General features: G+C 67.5%; 18 protein-coding genes and 1 riboswitch. Of the genes, 6 read left to right on the top strand and 12 right to left on the bottom strand.

The window, feature by feature from the left end; all coding sequences use genetic code 11:
- Positions 1–15 precede the first annotated feature (15 nt).
- Together U1T56_RS10345 and ipdC are read right to left on the bottom strand one after the other, a co-directional pair.
- Positions 16–2,184 (bottom strand): AMP-binding protein, encoded by a 2,169-nt coding sequence (locus U1T56_RS10345; RefSeq protein ID WP_418159389.1) that lies wholly within the window; start codon positions 2,182–2,184, stop codon positions 16–18.
- Positions 2,184–3,815: an indolepyruvate/phenylpyruvate decarboxylase gene (gene ipdC, locus U1T56_RS10340; protein WP_418159388.1), complete on the bottom strand. Its 1,632-nt coding sequence runs from the start codon at positions 3,813–3,815 to the stop codon at positions 2,184–2,186. Before ipdC ends, U1T56_RS10345 begins: the two co-directional genes overlap by 1 nt.
- A gap of 301 nt (positions 3,816–4,116) precedes the next feature.
- On the opposite strand from ipdC, the gene U1T56_RS10335 reads away from it, so the two are divergent.
- Complete coding sequence (locus U1T56_RS10335) at positions 4,117–4,872, top strand: DUF2238 domain-containing protein (protein WP_418159387.1); 756 nt, start codon at positions 4,117–4,119, stop codon at positions 4,870–4,872.
- A 345-nt stretch (positions 4,873–5,217) separates the two neighbouring features.
- Here U1T56_RS10335 and U1T56_RS10330 read toward each other — a convergent pair whose 3' ends face one another.
- The 6 genes from U1T56_RS10330 to U1T56_RS10305 all read right to left on the bottom strand — a co-directional run bounded on the left by U1T56_RS10330 (position 5,218) and on the right by U1T56_RS10305 (position 10,750).
- Positions 5,218–5,919 carry an ABC transporter ATP-binding protein gene (locus U1T56_RS10330; protein ID WP_418159386.1) on the bottom strand — a complete coding sequence of 234 codons (702 nt, stop codon included), beginning with the start codon at positions 5,917–5,919 and terminating at the stop codon, positions 5,218–5,220.
- The gene (locus U1T56_RS10325) at positions 5,919–6,638 is read right to left on the bottom strand and encodes an ATP-binding cassette domain-containing protein (protein WP_418159385.1); all 720 of its coding nucleotides are present in this window, start codon (positions 6,636–6,638) and stop codon (positions 5,919–5,921) included. Before U1T56_RS10325 ends, U1T56_RS10330 begins: the two co-directional genes overlap by 1 nt.
- Complete coding sequence (locus tag U1T56_RS10320) at positions 6,635–7,642, bottom strand: branched-chain amino acid ABC transporter permease (protein ID WP_418159384.1); 1,008 nt, start codon at positions 7,640–7,642, stop codon at positions 6,635–6,637. Before U1T56_RS10320 ends, U1T56_RS10325 begins: the two co-directional genes overlap by 4 nt.
- On the bottom strand, positions 7,639–8,499 hold the full coding sequence (locus U1T56_RS10315; protein ID WP_418159383.1) for a branched-chain amino acid ABC transporter permease: 861 nt from the start codon (positions 8,497–8,499) through the stop codon (positions 7,639–7,641). Before U1T56_RS10315 ends, U1T56_RS10320 begins: the two co-directional genes overlap by 4 nt.
- A gap of 88 nt (positions 8,500–8,587) precedes the next feature.
- Positions 8,588–9,841 carry an ABC transporter substrate-binding protein gene (locus tag U1T56_RS10310; RefSeq protein ID WP_418159382.1) on the bottom strand — a complete coding sequence of 418 codons (1,254 nt, stop codon included), beginning with the start codon at positions 9,839–9,841 and terminating at the stop codon, positions 8,588–8,590.
- A gap of 24 nt (positions 9,842–9,865) precedes the next feature.
- The gene (locus tag U1T56_RS10305; protein ID WP_418159381.1) at positions 9,866–10,750 is read right to left on the bottom strand and encodes a nitrilase family protein; all 885 of its coding nucleotides are present in this window, start codon (positions 10,748–10,750) and stop codon (positions 9,866–9,868) included.
- A gap of 151 nt (positions 10,751–10,901) precedes the next feature.
- Between U1T56_RS10305 and U1T56_RS10300 the strand changes: the two genes are divergently transcribed.
- Complete coding sequence (locus tag U1T56_RS10300) at positions 10,902–11,504, top strand: cupin domain-containing protein (protein WP_418159380.1); 603 nt, start codon at positions 10,902–10,904, stop codon at positions 11,502–11,504.
- Positions 11,505–11,518: 14 nt separating this feature from the next.
- Here the strand turns inward: U1T56_RS10300 and U1T56_RS10295 are convergent, their stop codons facing one another.
- Genes U1T56_RS10295 through U1T56_RS10285 form a run of 3 tightly spaced genes read right to left on the bottom strand, consistent with a single transcriptional unit; the run spans position 11,519 to position 15,112 of the window.
- A complete protein-coding gene (locus U1T56_RS10295; protein ID WP_418159379.1) occupies positions 11,519–12,136 on the bottom strand; it encodes a PqiC family protein in 618 nt (205 codons plus the stop codon).
- Entirely contained in the window at positions 12,133–13,845 is a 1,713-nt protein-coding gene (locus tag U1T56_RS10290) for a PqiB family protein (protein WP_418159378.1), read from the bottom strand. Before U1T56_RS10290 ends, U1T56_RS10295 begins: the two co-directional genes overlap by 4 nt.
- Complete coding sequence (locus tag U1T56_RS10285) at positions 13,808–15,112, bottom strand: paraquat-inducible protein A (protein WP_418159377.1); 1,305 nt, start codon at positions 15,110–15,112, stop codon at positions 13,808–13,810. Before U1T56_RS10285 ends, U1T56_RS10290 begins: the two co-directional genes overlap by 38 nt.
- Positions 15,113–15,294: 182 nt before the next feature.
- Here U1T56_RS10285 and U1T56_RS10280 point away from each other — a divergent pair, with 182 nt between their 5' ends.
- The 4 genes from U1T56_RS10280 to U1T56_RS10265 all read left to right on the top strand — a co-directional run bounded on the left by U1T56_RS10280 (position 15,295) and on the right by U1T56_RS10265 (position 18,969).
- Complete coding sequence (locus tag U1T56_RS10280) at positions 15,295–16,419, top strand: mitochondrial fission ELM1 family protein (protein WP_418159376.1); 1,125 nt, start codon at positions 15,295–15,297, stop codon at positions 16,417–16,419.
- A gap of 188 nt (positions 16,420–16,607) precedes the next feature.
- Positions 16,608–16,841, top strand: coding sequence for a CopG family antitoxin (locus tag U1T56_RS10275; RefSeq protein ID WP_418159375.1), 234 nt, complete (start codon positions 16,608–16,610; stop codon positions 16,839–16,841).
- A gap of 193 nt (positions 16,842–17,034) precedes the next feature.
- Positions 17,035–17,979 carry a sulfotransferase domain-containing protein gene (locus U1T56_RS10270; protein WP_418159374.1) on the top strand — a complete coding sequence of 315 codons (945 nt, stop codon included), beginning with the start codon at positions 17,035–17,037 and terminating at the stop codon, positions 17,977–17,979.
- 81 nt (positions 17,980–18,060) lie between these two features.
- Positions 18,061–18,969 (top strand): hypothetical protein, encoded by a 909-nt coding sequence (locus U1T56_RS10265; protein WP_418159373.1) that lies wholly within the window; start codon positions 18,061–18,063, stop codon positions 18,967–18,969.
- A gap of 64 nt (positions 18,970–19,033) precedes the next feature.
- Here the strand turns inward: U1T56_RS10265 and U1T56_RS10260 are convergent, their stop codons facing one another.
- A complete protein-coding gene (locus U1T56_RS10260) occupies positions 19,034–20,092 on the bottom strand; it encodes a HoxN/HupN/NixA family nickel/cobalt transporter (RefSeq protein ID WP_418159372.1) in 1,059 nt (352 codons plus the stop codon).
- A 96-nt stretch (positions 20,093–20,188) separates the two neighbouring features.
- Positions 20,189–20,374: riboswitch (cobalamin riboswitch) on the bottom strand.
- Position 20,375: the final 1 nt, after the last annotated feature.

Raw genomic sequence — 20,375 nt, 5'->3', positions numbered from 1 at the left:
CCGCCCGGGCCGCGCTCACGCCGCCGACAGGTAGGACGTGACGATTTTCTGCACCTCGGGATAGTCGGTCTTGCCGGTGCCGAGCACCGGCAGCTTCGGCATGCGCACGATCTCGGCCGGCACCGTGATCTCGCTCATGCCCTTCTTGCGCGCCGCTGCCAGGATCTCACTACGCTCGAGCGTCTCGTCGTTGGTGACGAGGACGAGACGCTCCCCTTTGCGCGGGTCGGGAAGGGCGATCACCGCGTGATGACCCTCGGGCCGGAGCGAGACGACGAGATCCTCGATCGCCCCCAGGCTCACCATCTCGCCACCGATCTTGGCGAAGCGCTTGGCGCGGCCGATGATCGAGACGAAACCGTCCTTGTCGACGTCGACGATGTCGCCCGTGTCGTACCAGCCGTCCTCGGGCGGCTGCAGCACGCCCGGCCGCTCGTAGCGCAGATAGCCCAGCATGACGTTGGGCCCCTTGACCCACAAGCGTCCGCCCCGCTCGAGACCGGCCACGGGCTCGAGACGCCATTCGATGCCGGGAAGGAAACGCCCGACCGTGCCGGCGCGATAATGCATCGGCGTGTTGACGGCGATCACGGGTGCCGTCTCGGTGGCGCCGTAGCCGGTCAGGATGCGGATGCCGAACTTCTCGAACCACAACCGCTGCGTCTCCTCCTGCACGGCCTCGCCGCCGGCGAAGGCGTAGCGCAGCGAGCGGAAGTCGTAAGGATCGGCCATCCTGGCATAGCCCTTGAAGAAGGCGTTCGTGCCGAAGATGATCGTGGAGTCGCTGTCGTAGACCATCTCCGGCACCAGCCGGTAATGGAGCGGCGAGGGGTACATGTAGACCCGCACCCCACCCAGGATCGGCAGGAGCATGCCGCCGGTGAGCCCGAAGCTGTGGAATATCGGCAGCGCGTTGAAGCAGCGATCGAGCTGGTTGAAGTCGACGCGGGCCGAGAGCTGGGCGCAGTTGGCGAGGATGTTGCGGTGGCTGAGGACGACGCCCTTCGGCCGCCCCTCCGAGCCCGAGGTGAACAGGACCGCGGCGGGATCGTCGCGCTTCAGGCGCAGTCGTCCGTGAATCTTTCGCGCGAGCAGGCCTTCCACGAAGCCACGCAGCCGGTCCATCCGGCCGATCGTCTCGCGCACCTCCTCGAGCCAGAGAAGCCTGGCATGCGAACCGATCGCCGCCACCACGGGCTCGAGCTTGCCCTTGCGCACGAACTCGGCCGAGGAGACGACGAGCCCGAGTTCGGCCATGACGGCCGCGGCCTCGAGGTTGGCGGGACCGGCCGAGAAGTTGAGCATGGCCGGCACGCGGCCCATCGCCTGGAGCGCCATGAACACGACCGCGGCGGCATTGACATTGGGAAGCAGCACGCCGACCCGCTCGCCGGGCCTGGTCTCGGCAGCGAGCTTCCGGCCCAGCACCATCGCCCCCGCCACGAGCCGCATATAGTCGATCTGGATGCCGCTCGTGTCCTGGACGGCGACATAGCGCCAGCCGTGCCGGGAGCGAGCACGTAGAAGCGCTTCGAACAGGGTGTCGCCCCAATGCGTGGTGCGGAACACCATCGTCGACATGATCTCGTAGAGCTGGAGATTGGCGGCCTTACGCCGCTCCTTGCCACGCAAGCCCGGGCCGACCTCGAGCCGGCAGGGCTCGCAGATCGTGACGATCACCTTGGGGAACAGGTGCCGGGTCACTTGGCCCTGCTTGAGCCGGCTGAAGGGTGTCAGCTCCGGGCCGTCCAGGCGTACGGGGATGATCGCGGCCCCGGTCCGGTCGGCGATGTAGGCGGGGCCGGCATAGATCTTCATCAAAGCACCGGTGACGCTGATGCGCCCTTCCGGGAAGATCACGCAGGGCCGGCCCTGGTTGATCTTGTTGATCAGCTCCTTCACGGCGAGCGGGTTCGTGGGGTCGAGAGGGTGGAGGTTCGCCACCCGCCAGAACGGCTTCAGCCACCAGCGGTTCGCCATATCGGTGTTGATGGCGAACACCGGAATCCGCGGCAGCGCCGCCATCAGGAAGGCACCGTCCAGGAACGAGATGTGGTTGACGACGACCAGCACCTTCTCGCCGGGCCTGATGATCGCGGTGTGCTCCATCCCGCGGACCTCGTAGCGGTAAAGAATCCGCAAGATGGCATGGAGGATCGATCTCAGGACCCGGCTCGACAGCATCAGGGCGCTTCTCCCGGCGTGTGCAGCCGCTTCACGCCGCTGACGAAACGCGCGAGCGTGGCGGAGAGCACCCCCCGTGGGATCATGGCCTCGACGAGCTGGAAGCGGCCGCGGGTCCGGGCGGCCTCCTCCAGCGCCGCCGCGAGCTCGGCCCTGGTGGCGACGCGCCGGCCGTGCCCGCCCAGCGGCTCCGCCATCTCGGCGAACCGCCAGTCGTCGAGATCGTTGAAGGCCGATTCCGGCTGGAAGGCGCGCAGCATCTCCCAGCTCCTGTTGTTGAACAGGATCACGATCGGGTCGATCCCGAGCCGGCGGCAGTTGCCGAGCTCCCAGCCGGTCATCTGGAAGGCACCGTCGCCGACCAGGATCAGCGTGCGCCGGCCGGTGGCGAGCTGAGCACCGATGCCGGCCGGGACACCGTAGCCCATGCCGGCATAGTAGCCGGGTGCCGTGAGGTCGGTGTGGTCGATCTCCATGGCCGTGAACAGACAGTCGCCGATATCGGCCGCGATCGGCATCGGTCCGTACCGGTCGAACAGATCGTTGACGGCGCGCGCAATATCGTCGGGTGCGATCGGTGCTCCGTCGGCGACGAGGCCGCGCGGGTAGGATGTCGGCGGGGCAGCGTGGGCATGGCCGAGCGGCCGCGCACGCTCGAGCAGCGCATCCACCAGCGCCGCGAGTGGGATCCCCGGATATTGATGAAAGCCCATGCTGACCTGCCGGTCGAGGGCCTGCATGGTGCGGCGCAGATCGAGCTTGCCGGCGTTCACGCCGAAATTGGTGTCGCTCAGGATGACGCCCAAGAGCAGGAGCCCGTCCGAGCCCTCGACCAGCTCGGTGACCGCAGGATCGCCGGCGACGCCGAGATAGGTCCCGGCGAGCGGCGTGTCGGTACCCGAGAGCAGGCCACGGCCCATGAAGGTGGTGACGACCGGCACACCCAGGCGCCGCGTCAGCTCCGCGATCTTGGCCTCGAGCCCGTAGCGGCGGACCTCGACGTCGACCATCACGACCGGCCGGCTCGCCGCCTGGAGCCGGGCCATGATCTCCTCGGCGCAGGCCGCGACCGCCTCGGGGTCGGCCGGCGTCTCGGCATAAGGCGGGACGGGTCCGCACGCGGCCGCCACCATGTCGCGCGGCAGCTCAATGTAGACCGGCCGGGACTGATCGATCGCGGCCGTCAGCACGCGGGCGATCTCGGCCGGTGCTGTCGCCGGATCGTCGAGCCGCGCCTGGGCGCAGGTGATCTCCTGATAGACCCGGAACTGGGTGTCGAGCGTCCTGCCCTGGTGATGGAGAAGGAGGCCCGAACGGCTCTCGGCCCGGCCGGGCGCCCCCGAGATCACGACCACGGGCGACTTCTCGGCGAAAGCACCCGCGACCGCGTTGACGCAGTTGAAGGCGCCCGCACCGTAGGTCACCACCGCGACGCCGATGCTGCCGCGAAAGCGAGCGGCGGCATCGGCCGCGAAACCCACCGCCGGCTCGTGGCTCAGCGTGTGGAGCGGCAGGATCCCGCTCTCCTCGATCACCTTGAAGAACGGCAGGGCGAAGTCGCCGGGAATGCCGAAGATCTGGCCGGCCCCGTACGTCCTCAATGCCTGCAGCAGCGCCTCCGCAACGCGCACGGTTCCTCGCCTCCCGGCTTCTGCTTCACCTGCGGCACCATACGCCGAGGAGCCGGGCAAGAAAACGTCGGTTACGCCCGGAGGCCCGTGCGCTGCCGAGCGACCGCAGCTTCGGCGCCGTGGCGGGCGCCGTCGATCCGGATCGCAGCGGCACGTTTCCAGCCGATGGCGGTGACGGCGGAGGAGATCGACGCCGCAGCGCCATATCGGGCAGCATGGCAGCTTCCCGTCCTGGACCGCATCGGCGGCAGGCCCTATGGCTGGTCGCGGGCGCCGTGCCCGGGCGCCGTCGGGAACGAACATGCCACCACCCGCCACCCGCTCGTTTCCTGCCTATCACCTGCCGCCGGGGCACCGGCGCTACTGTCTCGTCACCCTCGCCCTCTTCGCCCTGATCTGGCTCCTGCTCGCCGTGACGCCCAGGGATCGGGCCGACTGGGCGCTCGAGAACGTGCTGCTCGTCCTGTTCGTCCCGGCGCTGGCGGCGTCCTTGCGCTTCTTCCCGCTCTCGCGCCTGTCCTGGAGCCTGATCCTCCTGTTCCTCGGCCTGCACTCGGTGGGGGCGCACTACACCTATGCCGAGGTTCCCTACGACGACTGGACCGAGGCGTTGCTCGGCTTTCGCCTCAACGAGGTCTTAGGGCTCGACCGCAACCATTTCGACCGGCTCGTCCACTTCTCCTACGGCCTGCTCCTCGCCTATCCCATGCGCGAGCTGTTCTTCCGCGTGGCCGATGCGCGGGGTTTCTGGGCCTATTTCCTGCCGCTCGATCTGACGCTCTCGACCTCGGCCCTGTTCGAGCTGATCGAGTGGGCAGCGGCCACGGCGTTCGGCGGCGATCTCGGTGTCGCCTATCTCGGAAGTCAGGGCGATCCGTGGGACGCGCAGAAGGACATGGCGCTGGCCGGCCTCGGCGCTCTCGTCACGATGAGCGTGACCTTGTGGATCAATTGGCGCTGGCAGCGCGACTTCACCCGCGAATGGACCCGGAGCCTGCGCGTCAAGCGCATGGAGCCCTTGGGCGAGGTGGCGCTCGCCCGGCTCGGCACCGAGTAGGAACCCGTGGAAAGCCGGACGCGCCGCTCGCAGATGATCGGTCTCGTGCCCCGCGTACGGCCGCCGGCCCGCCACCGTCGCCGAGGCGCGGGTACTGCTGCGCCCGCCGCCCGCGGCTTGCCGCCGCGGTCCTTTGCTCAATCCGAGAAGGCCCGAGCCACGTGATGATTCCTATCCCGTATCCCGTCCGGTCTTCTGGGTCCCCTGTTCGGCACGGTCGAAGCCGGCTGTCTTTCTGGACGACCGGGCGCGCCTACAGGGCATGCTCGACTTCGAGGCAGCACCCTCCCGGGCCGAGGCCGCTTTCTGCCACGGCTCCCAACAATCTTCCGCAGAGCGGGACGGCTAAACGGCCAAATACTGTCGCATGACCTCGCTCGTCTCGAGGTGCTCCCGATCTCCCTCGGCCACTACCTTGCCCTTCTCCAGAATGACGCAGTGCCGGGTCATGCGGAAGACCATCGGCACGTTCTGCTCGACGATGACGATGCTCATGCCCTCGTTACGGTTGATCGCAACCAGCGTCTCCGCGATCTGGTGCACGAGCGCCGGCATGATCCCGTCCGAGGGCTCGTCGAGGAGCATCAGCTTGGGATCAGTCATGAGGCTGCGGCCGATTGCCAGCATCTGCTGCTCGCCCCCGCTCATCGTGCCGGCGAGCTGCGTCATGCGCTCCCGCAGCCGGGGAAAGTAGCCCAGGACCTCGTCGAGGCGCGATCGCTTGGCGCCGCCGCCGGCGATCCGCCCCATCTCTAGGTTCTCGCGCACGGTGAGGCGCGGGAAGATGCCCCGCCCCTGAACGACGGTGGTGAGGCCCAGGCGGGCGCGAACATGCGGTGGTGCGCGCGTGATGTCCTCGCCGGCGAAGTGGATGATGCCAGCACTCGCCGGCACCAGGCCCGAGATGGCGCGGATCAGAGTGGACTTGCCCATGCCGTTGCGGCCGAGCACGCCTACGATCTCGCCGTCCTTGACCCGCAGCGAGATGCCGCGGAGCACGGTGATCGAGCCGTAGCCCGCGGTCAGGTCGTGGACCTCAAGTGCCATCAGCCGTTGCCCAGATAGACGTCGCGCACGCGCGGATCAGCCGCCACTGCAGCAAAGCTGCCTTCGACCAGAACCCGGCCGAGGTGCAGCACTGTCACCGGCGCGTCGAGATCGCGGATGAAGTTGATGTCGTGTTCGATGATTATCGCCGAGAGTCCGAACTCGCGCGCCAGTGAGCGGACCAGGATCCCGGTGGCATGGGTCTCCTCGGCCGTCATGCCGGCTGTCGGCTCGTCGAGCAGGAGGAGCTCGGCGTTGTTGGCCAGCAGCAGCCCGATCTCAAGCCATTGCCGCTGGCCATGCGACAGATGCTTGGCTACCGCATGGCGCTGGTCGGCGAGCCGGACAAGCTCCAAGACCTCGCCGATCCGTGCTGCGTGGCCGCGCGAGCGCGGACGGGAGCGCAGCACGGCGAGTTCGATATTCTCGTAAGCGCTCAGGCTGTCGAACAGGCTGGGTGTCTGGAACTTCCGCGCGATGCCGAGCTGGGCCCGGCGTGCGACGGAAAGCCCGGTCACGTCGCTGCCTTTGTAGAGGATCCGTCCGGTCGTGGGCGTCAGATGGCCCGAGATCAGGCTGATGAAGGTGGTCTTCCCCGCTCCGTTCGGGCCGATGATCGAGCGAATCTCGCCTGGCTGGAGCGTGAAGGCGATATCGGTGTTGGCGACCAGCCCCTGGAAGCGCTTGCCGAGCCCCTGCACCGCGAGGATCGGGCTCACGGCATCGCCCTCCGACGTGCCGGCAGCCGACCGAGGAAGCCTGCTATGCCGCCACGGAACAGGGTGATCGCTGCGATGAACAGGAGGCCCATGAAGAGCTGCCACAGGCCGGGTGTCAACGCCGAGAGATAGTTCGACAGCGAGGAGACGATGACACCGCCGAGAAAGGCTGCAAGCAGCGAGGACCGGCCGGCGACGGCGACCCAGACCACCGCCTCAGTCGAGAACAGGGCACCTCCCAGGGAGGGAGAGACGAAGCCGGCATGGGTACCGTAGAGAGCGCCGGCCAAGCCGGCGATACCAGCGGAGAGCGCGAAGGCGGCCGTCTTATAGAGCACCGTGCGGTAGCCCAGCGCCTCCATCCGGGTCTCGTTCTCGCGGATTCCGACCAGGATCTTGCCGAAACGCGCCGTCGTCAGCGCCCTAAGACCCGCGTACACGGCGGCCGCCACGACCAAGACGACGTAATAGATCGACACGTCGCCGTCGAGCGGCAGCTCGAGCCCAGGGGCGGTGAGTATCGGGCGCATGATGAACATGCCGTTCCAGCCGCCGGTCAGCTCCGACTGGCTCACGGCGATCTGCTCGACCATTATCGACAGCGCCAGCGTCACGAGCACGAAGTAGCTGTCGCGCACGCCGGCGCTGAACAGGAAGTAGCCGATCAGGGCCGCCGTGACGGCGCAGACCAGGATGCCGGTCAGGATGCCGATATAGGCAGGGTTGATCGGCAGCTCGTGGCTCATGCCGATGCCGATGGCATAGCCGCCGATGGCAAAGAAGCCGGCTTGGCCGAAGCTCAGGATACCGGTCTGGCCCCAGAGCAGGGCGAGCGACATCGCCATGACCCCGAATAGCATGTACTGCGGCAGGATGTAGACAACGTAGCCTTCGAACACGACCGGCAGCAGCGCCAGCGCTAGAAAGACGACGACTGCCGGCGCCCAGGCGCCCAGGCGGTGTCCCGCCGGCATGACGGCGGCCGGTAGCGCGGTGGCGTTCATCGGCGACCTCCGACGAGGCCTGCGGGCCGGAAACGGAGCAGGACGATGGCGAGCGCGAACACCACGGTCTGCGCGAAGACCTGGCTTGAGACGAGCGCGAACAGGGTTTCGGCCCCACCGATGACGAAGCTGCCGACGAGCGTACCGGCCAGGATCTGCCCGAGCCCGCCCACCGTTACCGCGAAGAAGGAGCGGATCAGGAAGACGTTGCCGATATAGGGGTCGATACTTAGCATCGGGCTGATGAGGGCGCCGGCGAGCCCGGCGAGGAAGGTGCCGGCGGCAAATACCTGCTTGTAGACGAGGCCGACATCGAGGCCGAGCAGGCTCGCGACCTCGCGGTTCTGGACGAGCGCTCGTACCTTGATGCCGATCCCGGTGCGGAAGATCACTGCCGCCAATGCCAAGAGCAGGACGAGCGAGAGCAATGCCACCAGCGAGCGGTAGGCCGGAAGCTCGAGGCCGAGCACGGTGATCGTATCCGACAAAGGGTTGGCGACGTTGCGGAAGTCGGTACCGAAGGCGAGCTTGATCACCTCGGTGCAGACGAGAAAGAAGCCCCAGGTCAGGAGCAGGGTCTCGAACGGCTCGTCGTAGAAATGGCGGATCAGAAGGTGTTCGAGCAGGAGCCCGACGAGGCACACGCCCAATGCCGCCAGCAGTACCGCTAGGACGAACGGGGTGCCGTGCGCGGTCGCCCACCACATGAAGTAGGCACCCAGCGTCAGCATGGCGCCATGACCGAGATTGATGACGCCGATCAGGCCGAAGATCACCGCGAGCCCAGAGGCGGCGAGCGCCAGAACCAGCGTGATCAGCACGGCGTCGACGGCGACGCTCAGGATGGATGCGAGCACCGGGCCCCCCGTTCCCTAGCGCACAAGCAAAGCAAGATGACGTGGGCCCCGCCACGGCAGCCGCGGCTGAGGCCCACGCGCACGAGGCTCAGAGCGGCAGCGCCTTGCACTTGGCCGGCACCGGCTCGACCGTCTGCAGCGAGCGGACCTCCTCGAACATGTCGCTCACCCCCGTCCAGCCCTGACGCACCTGCATCAGGTAGGACGGCAGCACGGCTTGGTGGTCCTCGCCGCGCATCCGCACCGGGCCCTGCGGCGCTCCGTCGAAGGTCAGGTCCTTGAGCGCGTCGCGCACCTTGGCAGTGTCGGTTGAACCCGCCTTGGCGATCGCGAGCGCCGCCATGTGAGCGGCGTTGTACATGCCCACGCCTACCGTGTTCATCAGCGCGTCTTTGCCGTATTTGGCGAAGAACTTTTCGAGGAAGATCTTGTTGTTCGGATGCTGGATGGTCATGAAGTAATCGAAGCTGACATAGGTCCCGGCCGAGACCTCGGGCCCGAGGCCGCTTGTGACCACCTCCTCGTCATCCACGGTCCAGATCGCGATATCCTTCGACATGCCGGCTGCGTGAAACTGGCGACGGAAATTGACCGTATCCGAGCCGGTGAGCGTATGGAACACGACCTCCGTCTTGGCGTTGCGGATGTCACGCAGGACCGATTCATACTGTGGGGTGTTGAACGGGATATAGACCTCGCCGACGACCTCGCCTCCCAGCTCCTGGAATTTCTCCTTGAACATCTTGTTGGTCTCGCGCGGCCACGCATAGTCGGAGCCGATCAGGAAGAACCGCTTGCCATGGCTCTTCATCACGTGCTCGACGTGTGGCCAAACCTGCTGCGAGGGCTCGGGGCCGAACATGAAGATGTTCTTGTTGCACACGCCGGGGAAGAATTCCTGGCTCTGCCCTTCGTACCAAGTGGGGTAGAGCAGGATCTTGCCGCTCTGCTGGACGACCGGCCCCGCCGCATTGCGTTCGGCACTCGAGAAGGTGCCAGCGAGGAGATCGACGCGTTCCTGGCGAATCAAGCGGTTCGCCTGCTCGACGACGATCCTGGGCTCGGTCTTGCTGTCGCCGACGACGATCTCGATCGGTCGCCCGAGCACGCCACCGGCTTTGTTGATCTCGTCCACGGCCAGCTCGAACCCGGCGAAGTGCGCCTTGCCGTAGACGGTCCAGGCACCCGTGAGCGGCGAGATGACGCCGATCCGGATCGGCGTCGCTGCCCAGGCTTGGCGCACGATATAGGGTGCCGCGACGATGCCAGCGCCTACCGTGGCAGTGGCACCGAGGAAACCCCGGCGCGTGACGCCGTCATGGCGCCAGGTGATCTTGATCATGGATTTCGTCTTCCCTTCCCGCGCTCAGTACCAGCCGGGCCTCGCAGACGAGCCCAGCATCTCGTCGTAGACATCCGAGCGGCGGTCGCGCAGCACCTGGTTGTACTCGTTCCAGTTTCGCTTGCGGCGCGCGTCAGCGAGGTTGCAGTCGGCGTAGATGATCTCCTCGCCGCTGCGCCCTGCCGGCCCGGCAATCGGCCAGCCCGTGTAGCTCACGATCAGGCTCTGGCCGATGAAGGGCTGGCCGCGCTCCGTGCCGACCCGGTCGGCGGCGGCGACGAAGATCGAGTTCGAGTGCGCGGCCGCCATGCACAGGATGTTGGCCATGGCCTCGCGCTTGGGGTCCTGCCCCGGGATCGGCACCCAGTTGGTCGAGACGCAGACGATATCCGCACCCTGCAGCGCGCACAAACGCCAGCTCTCCGGGAACCAGCCATCGTAGCAGATGATCATGGCGATCCGGCCCAGCGGAGTCTTGAACACCGGGAAGCCGACATTGCCGGGCTCGAAGAACAGATTCTCCTCGTTCCACAAGTGCACCTTGCGGAACGTGCCGATATGACCTTCGGGCCCGATCAGGACGGCGCTGTTGTAGAGCGCCTCGCCGTCGCGCTCGCAGATGCCGGCGGTGAGATAAAAGTCGTGGCGCTTCGCGGCCGCCGCCCAGGCGCGGACAGTCTCGCCGCTAGGCACGGGCTCGGCCAGCGCGAACGCTTCCTCGCGATTCTCGAACACGTAGCCGGAGTTCGCGAGCTCCGGCAGGACGACGAGCTTCGCGCCCTGGTCTGCCGCCTCCTCGATCAGCTCGAGACTCCGCTCGACATTGTGTGCCTTATCACCGACCCGCGGCTCCATCTGAATGCAGGCGACGCGGACCACCGCTTCCTGCCGACCTTTTCGATCGGTCACGTCGAACCTCCCCTTCGCTCGGTTGCCGTCTCGGTCCTTGCCTGCCGAGCTTGGAGGGAAAGCTGAACGCTGAATGTGGTCTAGTCAAGTGACTTGAATGATGCTCAATCCGTTCGTCGCTGTGTGCGAGCCTCGTAGGTGAACGACCCCCATGCCATACTCTGTCGCCGACGCGGCGGCGCTCTCCGAGGAGATGCCTTCCGAACTGGGCAGCCGGCTGCGCCGTACCCGTTTGGCCAAGCGGCTGCGGCTCGCCGACGTGGCCGTAGTCGTCGGCTGCTCGGAGAGCCTCCTTTCCAAGATCGAGACCAGCAAAGCGATGCCGTCCTTGCGGATGCTGCATCGCATTGCGCTGGCGCTCGGGACGAGCATCGCCGAGCTCTACAGCGATCCGGCTGTGGACGAGGTGATCGTTCGCCGCGCAGGCGAACGCCCGACGATCCGGATCGGTGGCGGCGCCCAGGCCGGCGGAATCAGCCTCGAGCAGATCGCACCCTTCGCGGCCGGACGCTCTCTCGATGCGAACGTGCACGTGGTGGCGCCAGGGGCGGACAATGGCGGCTCCATCCGCCACGACGGGGAGGAGATAGGCTACGTGGTCGAGGGCGAGATCGAGCTCACCGTGAACGGCCACGTCTTCTGCCTGACCGCAGGCGACAGCTTCTTCTTCCGCTCCGACCTGCCGCACAGCTACCGCAATGTCGGCAGCAACGTGGCGCGCATCGTCTGGGTGAACACGCCGCCGACCTTCTAAGAGGACGGAGCGCGCTAAGAGGAAGGAGCGCGCCCGGCGACGGCAGCCGCGATCTCCTCGGCCAGCCTGCCCACGGCCCGGCTCATCGCGACCACGATCGCATCATAGTCCGGGACGGGTGCTCCCGCCTCGGCCACGACCGACCGGCCGCTCGCGACCAGCTTCTCGCTGGCGCCGTCATAGACCCGCCAGCGCGCGTCGAGTACGACCCGCCCGGCCCGGTCCGCGTCGAAGCGGTTGACGTCGACCTCGATCACCCGGTCGAACCGCGCCTCGCGGCGCTGCGGCAGAGGAACGACGTCGCGCGCGTTCAAGAGCGCATAGAGATCCTCCGCCAGCACCCGGGTCAGCATCGGCTCCATCGGCTCGGCCCATTTCTGGAAGTCGGCCAGCCGCATCTCGTTCCGGCTCTCACGGGTGACGATGTCGGGCCGGTCGAGATATTGCGGCAGGGTCACAGGACCCAGCCCGACGACGAGGCCGCCCTTGCGGGCCGTCGTCGCGGGCGCCGGCTCGGCGGAGGCCGAGAGAGTGTAGAAGCTCGTGGGCCGCGTGGTGCCGGCGCAGGCCGAAAGCACAAGTGCCAGGCCTGCCGCCAAGGATAGCCACGAGCGCCGCTGCAGCATCATCATCGCGCCGCCGTCCCCGCCTTGCCGCGGATCAGCGCCTCGGGGTGGCGCTCGAGATAGTCCGAGAAGACCCGGATCGAGCGCGCCGCACGCGTCAGCTCCTGCATCGCGTCCTCGACATTGTTGGTGAACACCGAGTTCGGCCCCAGCGTCCGCTGCAACGAGCTCATCGTCGTCTCCGCCTGGCGGAGGGTCGCGGCGGCGGCATCGGCCGAAGCCTTCAGGCTCGCCAGCACCGGTCCGCCCTCGCGGTCGATGCGGGCGATGGTCTCCTTGAGCTGCGCCATCGACGCGCTCAGGGACTGCATCGCCTGCTTGACGTCCGGCGAGTCGACCACCTGCTCGAGCCTCTTGGCAGTGCTGGTCAGGCTCGCCACGAGCTGGTCGAGCGGCAGGCTCGCGAGCTTGTTCAGGATCTGGGTGAGCGAAGCCTGCAAAGCTTCCAGCGTGTTGGGCACGGAGGGAATCACCGGCACCGTGCCGCTGGTGTCGAGCCCGGCAGGTGGCGCATCGGGTACGAAGACCAGATCGACGAACAGCTCGCCGGTCAGGATGTTGCCGGTCGCGAGCTGGGCGCGCAGGCCCTGCTGCACCAGACGCGACATCAGCCCGAAGTTCTCGGGCTCGGGTAGGATCGTGGTGCCGTACTCGGCGAGGCGTTGCGGCTCGAGTTCGAGCAGCACCGGGATGCGGATACGCTGCGTCGCCTCGTCGTACTCGAGCCGGACCTCGGTCACCTGGCCCAGCTTCAGGCCGCGAAACTCGACCGAAGCGCCGGGATGCAGCCCGCGGACCGAGCCGTCGAAGTAGACCAGGAACGGCACCTTCTCGGTGAAGGCCGCCTGGCTCGCGGCGCTCTGGCTCGCGAAGAGCTGGAAGCGCGTGCCGGCCTCGGCGACCGCCGTAGGCACGGCCGCCGGCGGCGTCTCGAACTCGATGCCGCCGATGAGCAGGGACTGCAGCGAGGCGACGTCGAGGCTGACACCCTGCGAGTTCGTGGTGAGGCTGAACCCGCTCGCGTTCCAAAAGCGCGTGTTGGTGCGCACGAGGTCGTCGTAAGGGGCCCTGATGAACACGGTGACGTCGATGCCGTGCTCCTGCGCCAGCTCATAGCCCAGCACCTGGCCGACCTCGACGCCGCGATAAGTGACCGGCGCGCCCCGGCTCACCGAGCCCAGCGTGTCGGCGGTCAGCACGAAGCGGCGGCCCGGCACGCTCGAGCGGATCGGCGGCGGCTCCTCGAGGCCGGTGAACTGCCGGGCGGGATCGCCGTCACCGGGCTCGACCTCGATATAAGCGCCCGAGAGGAGCGTACCGAGCCCCGACACGCCGCCGACGCCGATGCGCGGCCGGACGATCCAGAACCTGGTGCCGGTGCGCAAGTACGGGGCGGCACCCGGCACCATGCTGGCCGTGACCGTGATGTGCTGCAGATCGGGGCCGATCGACACGGTCTCGACCGTGCCGACGTCGACGTCGCGATACTTCACCTTGGTCTTGCCGGCCTCGAGACCTTCGGCGGTCTCGAAGGTGATGGTGACGGTGGGGCCCTGGCTCATCCAGCTCTGCCAGGCGAGAAAGCCGGCCACGAGCGCTGCCACGAGCGGGATGATCCAGACCAGCGAGATGCCGCGACGCCGCCTGACCCTGGCCTCGGGCGGCGTGGGCAGGGGCTCAGGCTCGGAGCGCGCGGCCGTGGTCGCTTCGTTCATCGATCGCATCCCAGATCAGCCGCGGGTCGAAGGACATCGAGGCGAGCATGGTGACGATGACCACGGCGCAGAACGCGATGGCGCCGGGGCCGGGCACGATGGTGGCGATGTTGCCGAGGCTCACGAGCGCGGTGAGGATCGCGATCATGAACACGTCGACCATCGACCAGCGCCCCACCCCCTCGATGATCCGATAGATGAGCGTGCGGTCGCGCGGGCGCCAGGTGGAGCCGCGCTGGACCGTGATCAGGAGCCAGGCGAGACCCAGGAGCTTCAGGACCGGCACGGTGATGCTGGCGAAGAAGACGAGCAGCGCTACCGGCCACATGCCGACCGCGAGCAGCGTCATGATGCCGGAGAGGATGGTGTCGGGCTCGCCGTGGCCGAACGAGACCACGGTCATCACCGGATAGAGGTTGGCCGGGAGGTAGAGGATCGCAGCCGTGAGCACGAGTGCCCAGGTGCGCGTGATGCTGTCGACCTTGCGCTTGTGAAGTGGGGCCGTGCAGCGCGGACAGGCGAGGTCGTGCGCGTGCGCCGGAACGCGCACGAGCTGGTCGCACTCGTGGCAGCTCACGAGCTCCGTGCCGGGGCGGTGGTGCAGCACCTCCGGTCCTGCCTGTGGAGCGAGGCGCCGCCAGACCGCATGCGCCTCGAGCGCGGCGTCGCCCGCCGCCATCAGGATGATCGCGGCGACGAAAGCATAGAGCGCATAGCCCAGGTGGATGGTGGCGAGATCCGAGAGCTTCACGTAGGCGACGATCACGCCCAGAAGATAGACCTCCATCATCGACCAGGGATGGAGCTTGTCGATCCAGCGGAAGGCGGCGGAGAGTCCTTTGGGCCGCACGCCGAGCTGCAGTGGCAGGAGAACGTAGAGCATGCCGGTGATCTTGAGGAGCGGCATCACCGTCCCGGTGAGGAGGACCACCAGCGCCACCGGCCACATGCCCTCCCGGTAGAGAGCCCGAGCGCCGTCGAGGATCGTGGTCGCTGTGGCGTTGCCCTCGAGCGACATAGTCATGAACGGGAAGGCATTGGCGACGACGAAGAGGAGCAGCGCTCCGAGATAGAGGGCGAGCGTCTTCTCGATCGAGCGCTCGATCCGGCGGCAGATCGGGGTGCCGCAGGCGGTGCAGGTGGCGATGGTGCGGTGCGTCATCGGCGGCAGGCGGTGCACGAGTCCGCACGCATGGCATGCGATCATCTCCTCCTGCTCCGACGGGGAGGGCAGGGCTGGGACGCGAGCGAGCGTGGCCGACAGCATCGGGCGATCCGGTTCCGACGGTTCGAGGAAGGTTCTGGCAAAGTTCGCCTCCTCGGTCCATCGATGTCCGAGAAGAACGAAGCGTCATCATCGAATCTTCATCGCGTGCGTGGCGCTGGCGCTGCAGCATTGCAGTGCGTGCATCGTGGCAGGGATCACCCGCGCGTGCTAAGCGCCCGGCCATGGCCGCTATCCTTCCTACCTCCAGCAGCGATGTACCGCCCGCAGCGGCGCCAGCACCCCGGACCTGGCTCCTGATCGGCGACAAGCTCGGCGACAACGCGCAGGCGAAGACGCTGGCCGACGCGCTAGGCTGGCCTTACGAGGTGCGGCGGGTGCTGCCCAAGCCCGAGTGGGTCCTGGGCAAGCCCGCCTTCGCGCCGACCCTGGACCACCTCGATCTCGCGCGCTCGGACCGGCTCGAGCCGCCCTGGCCCGATCTCGTCGTCACCATCGGCCGCCGGCCGTCCATGGCCGCCTTGTGGGTGCAGGACCGGAGCGGCGGACGCACGCGGATCGTCCTGGTCGGGCCGCCCAAGCGCTGGCCCGAGCGGTTCGCCCTGATCGTGGCACCCGGCCAGTTCAGGATCCCGCCGCGCGACAATCTCGTCCAGCTCGATCTGCCTCTTATGCGCGCGGACCCCGCTAGAGTGGCGGCGGCGGGCGAGGCTTGGCGGGAGCGGCTGGCGGACCTGCAGCGGCCGCTCACGGCCGTCCTCGTCGGCGGCGAGACCAAGCCCTATCGCTTCGACGCCGAGGCGGCAAGCGACCTCCTGTGCGAGCTCGAGCGGCTCCGGGCGCGGGACGGTGGCTCGCTCTACCTCACGACCAGCCGGCGGACGCGGCCCGAGGTCGTGGCGGCGCTCGAGGCCGGGCTGCCGGAAGGAGCGCGCTTCTATCGCTGGTCGGCGGAGACGGGGAGCGCGAATCCTTATCTCGGGCTCCTCGCCCATGCCGACCGGTTCGTCGTCACGGGCGACAGCGTCTCGATGATGGTGGAGGTGGCGAGCCTCGGCAAGCCGCTCGCGATCTTCGAGCTGCCGCTCGCCCGCGGTTTCGGGCGGCGGATGCGCGTAGCGCTGGCCGAACTCGCGGGCGGCGGGGGCGGGCCTCTCGGCCGGCTGACCCGATCCCTTCTGCACCGCTTCGACAGCGCAGGCTACGTGCGGGACCTGGGCGAGATCCATCGCCTGCTGATCCGGCGCGGCCTCGCCGTGCGGCTGGGCGAACCGTTCCGTCCGGCCGAAGGACCGCTCGCCGACGAGCTGGCCCCGGTCGTGGCCCGGATCCGCGGGCTGTTCGGGTAAGAGCGGTTCAGGCTCATCGGGCGCGCCAGGGCCGGCCGGTTCGTCTTTCTGGTCTTCATCTTCCGGGAACGAGCAGGAAAGATCCTCATCAGACCCATCGGCGCCCGGTACATGCATGCAGCCGAGGTCGGGTCTTATGAAAAGGAAAATCCCGGTCTGCAGAACCGATGGGGAAACCGAACCGTTTCGTGGAGACGGCGGACCTGGCGGAATACGACCTGTCCCAGTTCAAGCCCGTGCATTTCGAGCTGCGGCGCGAGGACAAGGCCGTGAGCCTCGGGTTGCCCGCCGTCCTGCTCGACGAGGTGAAGCGGATCGCGGCGCAGCAGGGCATCCCCTACCAGCGCTTCATGCGGCAGGCGATCGAGCGGGTCGTGACGACGCAGCCGCCGGCACGCGAGCGCCGGACAGCCGAGGGCTAACCGCACCGGCCCTCGACGGGTGCTTCTTGACAGGGGTGGCCGCCTTACCACATGCGGCCGGTGAATCGTGGCCACCGTCGTCGGTGCCGCGGCGGCGCCGGGTCGGGCGTGCGGCCGGTCGCGTTGCACCCGCCGGCTCCGGCCGGTATAGGGCGGTCTGGTCTTCCGACCGCGCAAGCAGCTTGGATCGACGATGCTCCATTTTCTCTGGAAGCGGATCTACCGCGAGGTGATCCTCCTCTTCGCCTTCTTCCTGCCGGCGGAACGCAAGCGCAGGCTCGAGCGCTGGCTGCGCGGCAAGGAGGAGTTCAGGAAGCTCGAGCTCGCCGACGTCGTGGTCGTCTCGTTCGGCAAGAGCGGCCGGACCTGGCTGCGCGTGCTGCTTTCGCGCTTCTTCCAGCTCCGCTTCGGCCTCAGGCCCTCGGCCTTCATCGGTTTCGACAACCTGAACCGCCGCGACAAGGGGATCCCGCGGGTCTTCTTCACCCACGACAACTATCTGCGGGACTATACCGGCAATCTCGACAGCAAGCGGGACTTCTACGGCAAGAAGGTGATCCTCCTCGTGCGCCAGCCCGAGGACGTGGCCGTCTCGCAGTATCACCAGTGGAAGTTCCGGATGCGGCCGCGCAAGAAGGGGCTCAACCAGTACCCCGAGCACGGCAAGGACGTGCCGATCTTCGAGTTCGCGATGGACGAGAACGCGGGCCTGCCCAAGGTGATCGAGTTCATGAACGGCTGGGCCAGGGAGCTTCCGAACCTGAAGCAGCTCCTGATCGTGCGCTACGAGGATCTGCGGCACGACACGGCAGGCCAGCTCCGCCGCGTGCTCGAGTTCATGGGCCAGACCCCGACCGACGCCGAGCTTCAGGACTGCGTCCAGTTCGCGAGTGTGGAGAACATGCGCAAGCTCGAGGAGAAGCGGGTGTTCTGGCTCGCGGGCTCGCGCATGAAGCCCGGCGACAGGTCGAACCCGGACAGCTTCAAGGTCCGGCGCGCCAAGGTCGGCGGCTACAGGGACTATTTCGACGAGGCGCAGATAAGGGCGCTCGACGCCATGGTCGAGGAGCGGCTCCTGCCCGGCTTCGGCTATCTCGCGTCCGAGAAGCCTCCGGTTCCGACCGCCGCCTCGGCCTGAGCCGCCGATGTTCGCATTCTCCACCTTGTGCTAGAAGAGCGCCGCCCGCCCTTGAGCGGCACCCCACGGAGATTGTCCGTCATGAAGCCTTGCGTCTTCATCCACACGAACCACAAGCAGTATATCGGCGCCGTGGTCTCGATGCACTCGATGCGCCGCAACTCGAAGCATGCCGACAAGTTCGATGTGAAGCTCATCGAGCTCAAGGATCACATGGACATCTTCGGCAAGTACGAGGGCCGCGAGTACAACCGTGACAACGATACCCGCACCTGGCTGAACGAGGACCTGCAGTCGTTCACGCCGCTGCGCTTCATGCCGCCCGAGCTCATGGGCTACGAGGGCCGGGCGGTCGTGGTCGATCCCGACGTGTTCGCGGTGGGCGACGTGTGGGAACTGCTCGCGCGCGACATGCAGGGCAAGGCCATCATGTGCCGCACGCGCGGCAACCCGCCGCACTTCGCCTCCTCGGTGATGCTGCTCGATTGCGCGAAGCTGAAGCACTGGAAAGTGGCCGAGGACTTCGACAAGCTGTTCCGGCGCGAGCGCGAATACAAGACGTGGATGAACCTCGGCTACGAGGACCCGAGCACGATCGGCCTGATCGAGCCCGAGTGGAACGACTTCGACAAGCTGACGTCGAGGACGAAGATGATCCACAACACACGGCGGCGGACCCAACCCTGGAAGTCGGGCCTGCCGGTGGACTTCGTTCCGGCCGAGAACGATCCGCGCAATCCGTTGATGCTGCTCTCGCGTCTGCGCCGCAAGCTGTTCGGCGAGTACGCGTTCTTGGGCTCCTACAAGGAGCATCCGGACGAGCGGCAGACCCAGCTCTTCTTCGCCTATGTCAAGGAGTGCCTCGAAAACGGGCTCCTCACCGAGGAGATCGTGAAGGAGCACATGGCGGCGAACCACGTGCGCCACGACGCGTTCGAGGTGATCAAGCGCACCCCGCCCGTGGAGCAGGTCCTCGCCAGGGCGGCCTGAGCCCGAGCCGGAAGCAGGGGCCGGATCGGAGCGCCCCGGCGATGTCGCCGGGGCATCCGTCTTTTCAGGCGGCGGGGCCGACGCCGAGCCGGTCGTAACCTTTCCAGCGATAGATCAGCGCCGAGACGATCCAAGCGCCGACGAACACACCGATCACGACGAAGCCCGCATTGGCGAGGTCGTCGTGCAGGGTCATGATCGTATCCCAGAAGGCGCCGTCGAGGCCCAGCTTCTCGCCGATCAGGGCGAGCGCCCCGATGCCGCCGATCAGGAGCGCCACCACGACCGAGATCGCGGTGATGGTCAGGTTGTACCAGAGCTTCCGGACCGGGTTGACGAAAGCCCAGCCGTAAGCACCCACCATCAGCACGCTGTCCAGCGTATCGACCAGCGCCATCCCGGCCGTGAACAGGGCCGGGAAGACCAGGGTGGAGGTGAGGGGCATGCCCTGCGCCGCCTGGGCGGCCGAGATGGCGAGGAGGCCGATCTCGGTCGCGGTGTCGAAGCCGAGGCCGAACAGGAAGCCCAAGGGGTACATGTGCCAGCTCCGGGTCACGACCCGGAGCACGGGCCGGAACATCCGGGCCAGCACGCCGCCGGCCGCGAGCGGATCGAGGTCGCCCGCATCGAGCGCACGGCCGTGACGCACCCGGCGGAAGGCGGTCCAGGCACCTCTGAGGATCAGCAGGTTGGCGATGCCGATCGCGAGCAGGAACAGGGCCGAGACGCTGGTGCCGATCAGCCCGCCCAAGCTCTTGAACCAGTCGAGCTGGCTCTGGAGCAGGCTCGCCGCGAGCGCGATGCCGGCGGCCGCCAGGAAGACCACGGTCGAGTGGCCGAGCGCGAAGAAGAAGCCGACGGTGAGCGGCCGCTTGCCCTCCTGCATCAGCTTGCGGACCACGTTGTCGATGGCGGCGATGTGGTCGGCGTCCACCGCGTGGCGCAGGCCCAACGCATAGGCGAGCAGGGCCGTGCCGAGGAGCGCCGGGTAGCCGGCGAATGCGATCCAGGTCCAGATCCAGGCGGCGATGTTGGCGCCGACGAGGCCCGCGAAGATCAGGGCCGTCTTCACGCGTAGCCCCGCGGCACGGTCGTCGAAGAGGCGGACAACGGCAACATTCATGGGCCCTCGCTCCAGGGTCGTGCCGACGCAAGAAGCAAGGGCTCGAGGCGACTGCCCCGGCATCCACCGCCGACACACCCCGTCCGGCGGCTTCCCGCATCGACGTTGACGATGGCCGGTCTCCTGGCTCGCGGCTCGGACGCCGAGCGCCGCCTTCCCGAAGGCCGAAGAGCCCGGTGGCATCATGGCGCTCGCCTCGCCGCCTACAGTTGCGGGGGCAGCCGCGGCTTTCGACCGCGTTCCCGTTTCACCTCGCAAGGCACCATCGCGCGCGAAACGATCC

The organism is Benzoatithermus flavus (assembly GCF_037908215.1).
Taxonomy (GTDB): domain Bacteria; phylum Pseudomonadota; class Alphaproteobacteria; order Geminicoccales; family Geminicoccaceae; genus Benzoatithermus; species Benzoatithermus flavus.
This window is presented reverse-complemented; position numbering and strand designations above follow the sequence as displayed.

Coding starts and splice junctions, on each gene's coding strand:
- U1T56_RS10345 (WP_418159389.1), bottom strand. CDS start 2,184: ATGCTGTCGAGCCGGGTCCTGAGATCGATCCTCCATGCCATCTTGCGG.
- U1T56_RS10335 (WP_418159387.1), top strand. CDS start 4,117: ATGCCACCACCCGCCACCCGCTCGTTTCCTGCCTATCACCTGCCGCCG.
- U1T56_RS10330 (WP_418159386.1), bottom strand. CDS start 5,919: ATGGCACTTGAGGTCCACGACCTGACCGCGGGCTACGGCTCGATCACC.
- U1T56_RS10320 (WP_418159384.1), bottom strand. CDS start 7,642: ATGAACGCCACCGCGCTACCGGCCGCCGTCATGCCGGCGGGACACCGC.
- U1T56_RS10310 (WP_418159382.1), bottom strand. CDS start 9,841: ATGATCAAGATCACCTGGCGCCATGACGGCGTCACGCGCCGGGGTTTC.
- U1T56_RS10300 (WP_418159380.1), top strand. CDS start 10,902: ATGCCATACTCTGTCGCCGACGCGGCGGCGCTCTCCGAGGAGATGCCT.
- U1T56_RS10295 (WP_418159379.1), bottom strand. CDS start 12,136: ATGATGATGCTGCAGCGGCGCTCGTGGCTATCCTTGGCGGCAGGCCTG.
- U1T56_RS10290 (WP_418159378.1), bottom strand. CDS start 13,845: ATGAACGAAGCGACCACGGCCGCGCGCTCCGAGCCTGAGCCCCTGCCC.
- U1T56_RS10285 (WP_418159377.1), bottom strand. CDS start 15,112: ATGCTGTCGGCCACGCTCGCTCGCGTCCCAGCCCTGCCCTCCCCGTCG.
- U1T56_RS10280 (WP_418159376.1), top strand. CDS start 15,295: ATGGCCGCTATCCTTCCTACCTCCAGCAGCGATGTACCGCCCGCAGCG.
- U1T56_RS10270 (WP_418159374.1), top strand. CDS start 17,035: ATGCTCCATTTTCTCTGGAAGCGGATCTACCGCGAGGTGATCCTCCTC.
- U1T56_RS10265 (WP_418159373.1), top strand. CDS start 18,061: ATGAAGCCTTGCGTCTTCATCCACACGAACCACAAGCAGTATATCGGC.
- U1T56_RS10260 (WP_418159372.1), bottom strand. CDS start 20,092: ATGAATGTTGCCGTTGTCCGCCTCTTCGACGACCGTGCCGCGGGGCTA.